Consider the following 9,411-nt stretch of genomic DNA (forward strand, 5'->3'; position numbering starts at 1 on the left):
ATTGAAGGAGACGAAAATGGCAGTCCGGGTCGGGATCAACGGGTTTGGCCGCATCGGCCGCAACGTTCTGCGTGCCATCGCGGAATCGGGCCGCAAGGACATCGTGGTGGTCGGCATCAACGATCTCGGCCCGGTCGAGACCAATGCCCATTTGCTGCGCTTCGACAGCGTGCACGGCCGCTTCCCCCACACCGTGACCGTCGACGGTGACAGCATCGACATCGGCAACGGCAAGATCAAGGTGACGGCCGAGCGTGATCCGTCGAAGCTGCCCTGGAAGGATCTCGGCGTAGACATCGCGCTGGAATGCACCGGCATCTTCACCTCAAAGGACAAGGCCTCAGCGCACCTGACCGCCGGCGCCAAGCGCGTGCTGGTCTCCGCGCCGGCCGACGGCGCCGACGCCACCATCGTCTACGGCGTCAACCACACCGCGCTGACCAAGGAGCACCTCGTCGTCTCCAACGGCTCCTGCACCACCAACTGCCTGGCCCCGATCGCCAAGGTGCTGAACGACACGGTCGGCATCGAGACCGGCTTCATGACCACGATCCACGCCTACACCGGCGACCAGCCGACGCTGGACACCATGCACAAGGATCTCTATCGCGGCCGCGCGGCGGCGATGTCGATGATCCCGACCTCGACCGGTGCGGCCAAGGCGATCGGCCTGGTGCTGCCCGAGCTCAAGGGCAAGCTCGACGGCGTCGCGATCCGGGTGCCGACGCCGAACGTGTCGGTGGTGGATCTCAAGATCGTCGCCAAGCGCAACACCGATCCGAAGGAGATCAACGAGGCGATGAAGCGCGCGTCCGAGCAGGAGCTCAAGGGCATCCTCGGCTACACCACGGCGCCGAACGTCTCGATCGACTTCAACCACGATCCGCACTCCTCGACGTTCCACATGGACCAGACCAAGGTCATGAACGGCAACCTCGTGCGCGTGATGTCCTGGTACGACAACGAGTGGGGCTTCTCCAACCGCATGGCCGACACGGCCGTGGCGATCGGCAAGCTGCTGTAACCATCTGCCAGTCATTCCGGGGCGATGCGCAGCATCGAACCCGGAACCTCGAGATTCCGGGTTCGGTCCGGCGGACCGCCCCGGAATGACGACTGAGGAAGCGTCATGACCCTTCCCAACTGGCTCGGTATCCCCGGTGCGATGTTGCTGATCGGCCTGATCGCTTATGGCTTCCGCCAAGGCATGCGGGTGACGGCGAAGCAGGAAGGCGATCCGCCGGAAAACACCGACGGATATAATCACCACTGATTAGTCCCTCGTTTTACGGTGGCTTCAATGAAACAATTCCGCACCCTCGACGACGTCGACGTCAAAGGCAAGCGCGTGCTGCTGCGCGTCGACCTCAACGTGCCCATGGAGAATGGTCACGTCACCGATGCCACGCGCCTGGAGCGCGTCGCGCCGACCATCAATGAGATCGCGACCAAGGGCGGCAAGGTCATCCTGCTCGCCCATTTCGGCCGGCCCAAGGGGCGTGATCCGAAGGAGTCGCTGAAGCCGGTCGCCGCCGCTTTGTCCGCGGTGATCAAGCGCCCGGTCGCCTTTGCCGATGACTGCATCGGCGCGCCGGCCGCGAGCGCCATTGCCGCCATGAAGGACGGCGACGTGCTGTGCCTGGAGAACACGCGCTTCCACAAGGAGGAAGAGAAGAACGATCCGGCCTTCGTCGCCGAGCTCGCCAAGCTCGGCGACATCTGGGTCAACGACGCCTTCTCCGCAGCGCACCGCGCCCACGCCTCGACCGAGGGCCTCGGCCACAAGCTGCCGGCCTATGCCGGCCGCACCATGCAGGCCGAGCTCGACGCGCTCGACAAGGCGCTGGGACGGCCGGCCAAGCCCGTGATCGCGGTCGTCGGCGGCGCCAAGGTCTCGACCAAGATCGACCTATTGGAAAACCTCGTCACCAAGGTCGATGCGCTGGTGATCGGCGGCGGCATGGCCAATACCTTCCTGCATGCCCAGGGCGTGCAGATCGGCAAGTCGCTGGCCGAGAAGGATCTCGCCGCCACCGCTCTTCGGATCATGGAGAAGGCGGAAGCCTCGAACTGCGCCATCATCCTGCCGGTGGATGCCACCGTCTCCTATCACTTCGCGGCGAACTCGCCGTCCTTCGCCTATGGGCTCGACGCGATCCCGCCGGACAGCATGATTCTCGACGTCGGCCCGCAATCGACCGCGCGCATCCATGCCGCGATCGACGATGCGGCGACGCTGGTCTGGAACGGTCCGCTCGGCGCCTTCGAGCTGACGCCGTTCGACCGCGGCACCATGGTCGCCGCGAAGCATGCCGCCGAACGCACCAAGGCCAAGAAGCTGGTCTCGGTGGCCGGCGGCGGCGATACCGTCGCCGCGCTCAATCAGGCCGGAGTTGCCTCGGACTTCAGCTATGTCTCGACCGCCGGTGGCGCCTTCCTGGAGTGGATGGAAGGCAAGCCGCTGCCGGGCGTCGAGGTGCTGAAGGCCTGATCTGCCGGCCCTTGTCGGCCATGGATGTTTCTGTTATGTTCCATCCATGGTCGAGACTCCGACAGATGCCGATCCGCAGATCCTGATCACGATTCAGGAGAGCATTGCTGCGCTCCGGACAGAGGTCGGACAGTTCAGGCTGGATAATCGGACCGAGCACGAGCGCATGGAAGCCTTGATCCGCAAGCAGCGTCGGGACTCTGCCGGCATGCTGGTGATGATGTGCGCGGCCGCCAGTGACTTCGACGAGCGTGTCACCGAGGTCGAGGAGCGCATCGCTGCTCTTGAAGCCAGGAAGACCTGATCTCCCATCGTTGAGCTACCGGCAAGGCGCCAGCCCTACGCGCTAACCCTAGACATATCCTGATCGCCTCCTCCTCCGGGCTGCGTCGCCACTGCCCTTGGAATCCGCCCACCACCGCGTTATGCACGGTGCAGCAGTTTCGACGCGTGCGTCAGCCGCCGCACGGTCCAATCCTTAATCTCAGGGAGTTCCAGCCATGGCTCGTATCACGTTGCGTCAATTGCTCGACCACGCGGCGGAAAATGACTACGGCGTCCCGGCCTTCAACATCAACAACATGGAGCAGGCGCTGGCGATCATGGAGGCGGCCAATGCGGTCGACGCGCCCGTCATCATCCAGGCCTCGCGCGGCGCCCGCTCCTACGCCAACGACGTGATGCTCAAGCACATGATGGACGCGGTCACCGAGATCTATCCGCATATTCCGGTCTGCGTGCATCTCGACCATGGCAACGGTCCCGACACCTGCATGACCGCGATCCAGTCCGGCTTCACCTCGGTGATGATGGACGGCTCGCTGAAGGCCGACGGCAAGACCCCGGCTGACTGGGACTACAATGTCGGGGTCACCAAGACGGTCGCCACCATGGCGCATCTCGGTGGCATCTCGGTCGAGGGCGAGCTCGGCGTGCTCGGCTCGCTCGAGACCGGCATGGGCGACAAGGAGGATGGCCACGGCGCCGAGGGCAAGCTGTCGCACGATCAGCTGCTGACCAATCCCGACGAGGCGGTGAAGTTCGTGCGTGAGACCAAGGTCGACGCGCTCGCGATCGCGATGGGCACCTCGCATGGCGCCTACAAGTTCACGCGCAAGCCGGACGGCGACATCCTCGCCATGAACGTGATCGAGGAGATCCACCGCAAGCTGCCGAACACGCATCTGGTGATGCACGGCTCATCGTCGGTGCCGCAGGACCTTCAGGAGATCATCAATTCCTTCGGCGGTAAGATGAAGCCGACCTGGGGCGTGCCGGTCAGCGAAATCCAGCGCGGCATCAAGAACGGCGTGCGCAAGATCAACATCGACACCGACAACCGCATGGCGATGACCGGCCAGATCCGCAAGGTGCTCTCGGAGCACCCGGAAGAGTTCGATCCGCGCAAGTACCTGAAGCCGGCGATGGAGGCGATGGCCAAGCTGTGCAAGCAGCGCCTGCAGGAGTTCAACACCGCCGGCCAGGCTTCCAAGATCAAGCGCGTGCTGACGACCGCCGAGATGGCCAAGCGCTACGCCAAGGGCGAGCTCGATCCGAAGGTGGCGTGAGCCGGCGTTTACAGCCCACTCAGCCCGCTGAGCTTGCTAGACCTCGGCGGTCACCGCGACGGCAGTGAGCTCCCCTCCCCCTTGCGGGGAGGGGTCGGGGGTGGGGGTCTCCGAGTGATCCTATCAGTGATGGGCTCGATAGCACGTGTCGGCGATCTTGCAGTTATGAGTTATGAGCGACACAGCGAAGGCCTGACCGCGCGCACCCCCATAGCGATTGACGAGGGACGATTGTAGACGCAACTCACTGAATTCAGCGCGCGTGGACCCCCACCCCCAACCCCTCCCCGCAAGGGGAGTCGGCTGCCTTTGACGCGACAGGTCGTCTGATCAGCAATCTCTCCTTCACCTCTGCGAGAGCCTGCCTTGGCTGTGGCCAATGTTTGCTCGGCATCCGCCCGAGAACCGTCTATTTTGATGGGCAGGGCAGGTGCGTCTGGAGCCAAGCATGAATCTCTCCGCACTGAACAGCACGGCCCTTGCCATGGTCACGCCGGGCAAGGGCATCCTCGCCGCCGATGAATCGACCGGGACGATCAAGAAGCGCTTCGATGCCATCAAGGTGGAATCGACCGAACAGAACCGCCGCGACTATCGCGAGATGCTGTTTCGCAGCGCAGGCATGTCGTTCATCTCCGGCGTCATCCTCTATGACGAAACCATCCGCCAGAACGCCGCCGACGGCACCCCGCTGGTGAAGCTGATCGAGGCGGCCGGCGGCATTCCGGGCATCAAGGTCGATGAGGGAACGCAGCCGCTACCCGGCTGCCCCGGCGAGCGGGTCACGGTCGGCGTCGACAGGCTTGCGGATCGGCTGGCGACGTACTACGCGCTGGGTGCGCGCTTCGCCAAATGGCGGGCCGTGATCGATATCGACAAGGACAATATCCCTTCGATGACAGCGATCCATGTCAACGCGCATGCGCTCGGCCGCTTTGCCGCCCTGTGCCAGGCCGCGAACATCGTGCCGATCGTCGAACCGGAGGTGCTGATGGACGGCGATCATGACATCGGTCGCTGCTTCGACGTCACGCGCCGCGTCCTGAACGAGGTGTTTCGTGAATTACGCATCCAGCGCGTCGCGTTGGAGGGCATGATCCTGAAGCCCAACATGGCGGTGCCCGGCAAGCAGTCGCCGGACCAGGCCGGGGTGCAGGAGGTCGCCGAAAGGACCGTCCAACTGCTGAAGGAATGCGTGCCCGCGGCGGTGCCCGGCATCGCCTTCCTGTCCGGCGGACAGTCGGACGAGCGCGCCACCGCGCATCTCGACGCGATGAACCGGCTCGGGCCGCTGCCCTGGAGGCTGACCTTCTCCTATGGCCGCGCGCTGCAGGCGGCGCCGCAACAGGCATGGGCCGGCAAGGCGGCGAACGTCCCCGCCGGCCAGCGGGCCTTCACCCACCGCGCCCGCATGAACGCGCTTGCAAGCCGCGGCCAGTGGACCGCAGCGCTCGAGAAAGAGGCCGCATAGTGTCCGGCAAGACGACTTCCGCGCGACCCGCACCGCGCCTCTATCTGGCAACGCCGGTCGTGACCGATGCGGCGGCGCTTGCCGCCGACCTGCCAGCGATCCTCGCCAACGCCGATGTGGCGGCGGTGCTGGTGCGGCTGAAGGAGAACGATCCGCGCAGCATGATCACGGCGGTCAAGACGCTGGCGCCGGCGATCCAGGGCGCCGGTGCGGCGCTGCTGATCGACGGCCATCCCGACATCGTGGCCCGCGCCGGCGCCGATGGCGCGCATCTGACCGGCGTCGCTGCGCTGGAGGAGGCGCTGCCGGGGCTGAAGCCGGACCGCATCGCCGGCGGCGGCGGCCTGTCGACACGCCATGATTCGATGCGTGCGGGCGAACTCGGCGCCGACTATGTGCTGTTCGGCGAGCGCGATGCGCAGGGACGGCGGCCGTCGCCGGATGCCGTCAACGAGCGCCTCGCCTGGTGGGCGGAGCTGTTCGAGCCGCCCTGCGTCGGCTATGCGATCTCGCTCAAGGAAGCCACCGACTTCGTCGCGGCCGGAGCCGATTTCGTGCTGGTCGACGACCTCGTCTGGAACGACGCCCGCGGTCCCGCCGCGGCGCTTGCAGAGGTCAGCACCGCGATCCGGAGCGCATATGCGGCCGCGCCGGCCGACGCGCCGGGACAGAGCTGAACGGGGCCGATGACGATCCTGCGCCTGACATGTGTTGTTGCTGCGCTCGCCATGGCGATGACGGGCGCGGCCGCGCAGATCTCGTTGACGCCGCCGGCTCTGCAGCCGCCGACGGAAAAGCCCAAGCCGATCGAACGGCCGGCGGAGAAGGCGGCTGAGAAGCCCAGGCCGCCGGCACCGCCCGCGGCAAAGAAGCCGGCCCCTTCCCCCTCCGGCAAGCCGGCGGCTCCTGCACCGGCCACGACGCCGCAGCCCGCCGCCAATGATCCCAATGTCGACCTGGTCTACGGCGCCTATCAGCGCGGCCAGTACAAGACCGCCTTCGACCTGGCGTCGCCGCGCGCCCAGGCCGGCGATCCCAAGGCGATGGCGATGCTCGGCCAGCTCTACGAAAACGCCATGGGCATCCGCCGCGACTACGACAAGGCGGCGACCTGGTACAAGCGCGCCGCCGAGGCCGGCGACCGCGAGGCGATGTTCGCGCTGGCGATGATGCGGCTGGCGGGGCGCGGCGGCCCGATCGACAAGCCGGACGCGGTGAAGCTGCTCGCTTCCGCCGCCAAGCTCGGTGAGCCCAAGGCCGCCTACAATCTCGCTTTGCTCTATCTCGACGGCCAGACCCTGCCCCAGGACCTCAAGCGCTCGGCCGAGCTGCTGCGCATGGCGGCCGACGCCGGCAGTCCCGAGGCGCAATATGCGCTGGCGACGTTCTACAAGTCGGGCACCGGCGTCCCGCAGGACCCGGAGAAGGCCGCCCGCCTGCTGCAGGCCGCCGCGATTGCCGACAATGTCGACGCCGAGGTCGAATACGCCATCGCGCTGTTCAACGGCACCGGCGTGCCGAAGGACCAGCCCGCGGCCATCGCGCTGCTGCGCCGGGCCGCGCGGCAGAACAGCCCGGTCGCCCAGAACCGGCTGGCATGGGTGCTGCTGTATGGAATCGCCACCCAGATGGACAAGGTCGAGGCCTACAAATGGCACCTGGTGGCCAAGACGGCCGGCAAGGGCGATCCCAAGCTCGACGAGAAATTCGCCGACATGCCCCCTGAGGACCGTGCCAAGGGCGAGCAGGCCGCCAAGCGCTGGCTGGGCACCATCAAGTGATCGGCCGCTGATCCGGCCTTGACGCGGCGGCCCCGGCAGGGCACCCACAGCCAGCCATTTCACCCGCCTTCGTCCGCTTCCGGGGAAGGCGCGCACCGCAAGGTGCGGTCAGCCCAGCGCATCGAGCTCATGATCCATTCCGCCCTCATCAACGTCATGGTCAAGGCCGCGCGCCGCGCCGGCCGCAACCTCAAGCGCGATCTCGGCGAGATCGAGCACCTGCAGGTGTCGCTGAAGGGGCCAGCGAACTTCGTCTCGCGCGCCGACAAGAAGGCCGAGGAGATGCTGTACGAGGATCTCTCCAAGGCCCGTCCCGGCTACGGCTTCATCGGCGAGGAAGGCGGCAAGCGGGAAGGCAGCGACAAGTCGCACACCTGGATCGTCGACCCGCTCGACGGCACCACCAATTTCCTGCACGGCATCCCGCAATTCGCGATCTCGATCGCGCTCCAGCGCGAGGACACCGTGATCGCCGGTGTGATCTACAATCCCGCCAATGACGAGCTCTACATCGCCGAGCGTGGCAAGGGCGCGTTCCTCAACGACCAGCGGCTGCGCGTCGCCGCACGGCGCCAGCTCCACGAATGCGTCATCGCCTGCGGCCTGCCGCATATCGGCCGCGGCGACCACCAGCTGTTCCTGCGCGAGATGACCTCGCTGCAGGTCAAGGTCGCCGGTCTCCGCCGCTTCGGCGCCGCCTCGCTCGACCTCGCCTTCGTCGCGGCGGGGCGCTTCGACGCCTATTGGGAACGCGATCTGCAACCCTGGGACATCGCGGCCGGCCTGATCATGGTGCGCGAGGCCGGCGGTACCGTATCGGGCATCGACGGCAAGGAGGACGCGCTGGCGACTGGGCACGTCGTGTGCGGCAACGAGGTCATTCACCGCGAGCTCGTGAGGGTGCTGAAGGCGGCGGCGTAGTTCGAGCCTACGATCGGGTCTCAGTCTGCACTCTGCGGGCCTGGCGCGAGCTCTGGCCTCACACATGGTGTCCGTCCCGGCCTTGAGCCGGGACCCAGCCACCGGCTCTCGTGCCTGAGCAAGACCGGTCGACCAGCGTGCCTCAAACCTCTCCCTGGGGGTATGGGTCCCGGATCGGCGCGCGCGTGCCGCGCGCTTGTCCGGGACGACACCGAGGGTGTCGTTTGGTTGCCGGGCTCTACCGCCGCCCGCTGGTGAACGCCTGGGGCGTAGCACCTGGCAGCGCCGGCGAGTTGATGTCGCTGTCGACGCGGTCGGACGACTGGCCGGCATAGCTGAAGCCGAGCGACAAACTGACGTTGCTCGTCGGCTTGAACTCGACACCGCCGTTGATCGCATAAGCGGGCGTCGAGGTCGAGCGCGAATCGAACGTCGCGAACGGGCCGCCGAGGCCGGGATTGTACTTCAGCGCCTCGAAGCCGCCATAGACACTGACGCCGCTCTTGAAGGTGTAGCCGTATTGCGCGCCTTCGGTCGTGTACGAGCCGAGCGAGCCGTAGCGATTGACGATGTTCGAGCTCAGGCCGACGCCAGTGAGCGCCGACCAGTTGTTCGCCACGCTGTAGCGCCGCGCGAAGAAGCCGCTGTCGCTGCCGTTCGCCGTGAAGCTCGGAAAGTTGCCGTAGGAGTCGAGGCTGCCGGCATCGCTGAAGCCGACCGGCCAGCCCGGCAGCCAGTATTTCACGGGGCCAGACTGGGCGTGAGCCCCGGGAGCGCCGAGGCAGAGGCCAGCCAGCAGAAACGCGAAAGCCAATTTGCGTGGGAACATCGACATGCCGTTACCGCTTCACGTCGGCGGATCATACACGCGGAGAGTGGCGAACTCCAGACAGAGAGGGGATTTCGAGCGCGGCCGCGAAGCCGGTGCGCTCCCCTCCCCCTTGCGGGGAGGGGTCGGGGGTGGGGGGGTCCACGAGTCCCGCGAGATGTAATGACCCACCGCCCAATTCATGTGTGCGCAGTCGGTCCGCTACAGATCGTGCGCTTCGCACCGATGTCCGCTGACTGACTTTTGAACGGAGCATGCCACGACGTTCGGCGTTCTGACCGACCGGGTTGATCCCTGACATTTTGGACCGGGCTGATCCCTGACACTATTCGATCACTGCTGTGTTGTCT

General features: G+C 66.2%; 10 protein-coding genes. 9 read left to right on the forward strand and 1 reads right to left on the reverse strand.

Annotation, left to right across the window (positions count from 1 at the left end):
* Positions 1–16 precede the first annotated feature (16 nt).
* From gap to QX135_RS31165, 9 genes are all read left to right on the forward strand, one after another.
* The gene (gap, locus tag QX135_RS31125) at positions 17–1,024 is read left to right on the forward strand and encodes a type I glyceraldehyde-3-phosphate dehydrogenase (RefSeq protein WP_316163372.1); all 1,008 of its coding nucleotides are present in this window, start codon (positions 17–19) and stop codon (positions 1,022–1,024) included.
* A 105-nt stretch (positions 1,025–1,129) separates the two neighbouring features.
* Positions 1,130–1,273 carry a hypothetical protein gene (locus QX135_RS31130; RefSeq protein ID WP_316182165.1) on the forward strand — a complete coding sequence of 48 codons (144 nt, stop codon included), beginning with the start codon at positions 1,130–1,132 and terminating at the stop codon, positions 1,271–1,273.
* Positions 1,274–1,300: 27 nt separating this feature from the next.
* On the forward strand, positions 1,301–2,491 hold the full coding sequence (locus tag QX135_RS31135) for a phosphoglycerate kinase (protein ID WP_316182163.1): 1,191 nt from the start codon (positions 1,301–1,303) through the stop codon (positions 2,489–2,491).
* 46 nt (positions 2,492–2,537) lie between these two features.
* Positions 2,538–2,795 carry a hypothetical protein gene (locus QX135_RS31140; RefSeq protein ID WP_316182160.1) on the forward strand — a complete coding sequence of 86 codons (258 nt, stop codon included), beginning with the start codon at positions 2,538–2,540 and terminating at the stop codon, positions 2,793–2,795.
* Positions 2,796–2,991: 196 nt separating this feature from the next.
* Entirely contained in the window at positions 2,992–4,059 is a 1,068-nt protein-coding gene (fba, locus tag QX135_RS31145; protein ID WP_315775420.1) for a class II fructose-bisphosphate aldolase, read from the forward strand.
* Between the two features lie 448 nt (positions 4,060–4,507).
* Positions 4,508–5,530 carry a class I fructose-bisphosphate aldolase gene (locus QX135_RS31150; protein ID WP_316182157.1) on the forward strand — a complete coding sequence of 341 codons (1,023 nt, stop codon included), beginning with the start codon at positions 4,508–4,510 and terminating at the stop codon, positions 5,528–5,530.
* Positions 5,530–6,207: a thiamine phosphate synthase gene (locus QX135_RS31155; protein WP_316182155.1), complete on the forward strand. Its 678-nt coding sequence runs from the start codon at positions 5,530–5,532 to the stop codon at positions 6,205–6,207. The genes QX135_RS31150 and QX135_RS31155 overlap by 1 nt, the downstream gene beginning before the upstream one ends.
* 9 nt (positions 6,208–6,216) lie before the next feature.
* On the forward strand, positions 6,217–7,311 hold the full coding sequence (locus tag QX135_RS31160) for a tetratricopeptide repeat protein (RefSeq protein ID WP_316182154.1): 1,095 nt from the start codon (positions 6,217–6,219) through the stop codon (positions 7,309–7,311).
* 129 nt (positions 7,312–7,440) lie between these two features.
* Positions 7,441–8,232 (forward strand): inositol monophosphatase family protein, encoded by a 792-nt coding sequence (locus QX135_RS31165; RefSeq protein WP_316182151.1) that lies wholly within the window; start codon positions 7,441–7,443, stop codon positions 8,230–8,232.
* 238 nt (positions 8,233–8,470) lie between these two features.
* Here the strand turns inward: QX135_RS31165 and QX135_RS31170 are convergent, their stop codons facing one another.
* Positions 8,471–9,067 (reverse strand): hypothetical protein, encoded by a 597-nt coding sequence (locus QX135_RS31170; protein ID WP_316182150.1) that lies wholly within the window; start codon positions 9,065–9,067, stop codon positions 8,471–8,473.
* Between the last annotated feature and the right edge of the window lie 344 nt (positions 9,068–9,411).

The organism is Bradyrhizobium sp. SZCCHNR1098 (genome assembly GCF_032489375.1).
Taxonomy (GTDB): Bacteria; Pseudomonadota; Alphaproteobacteria; order Rhizobiales; family Xanthobacteraceae; genus Bradyrhizobium.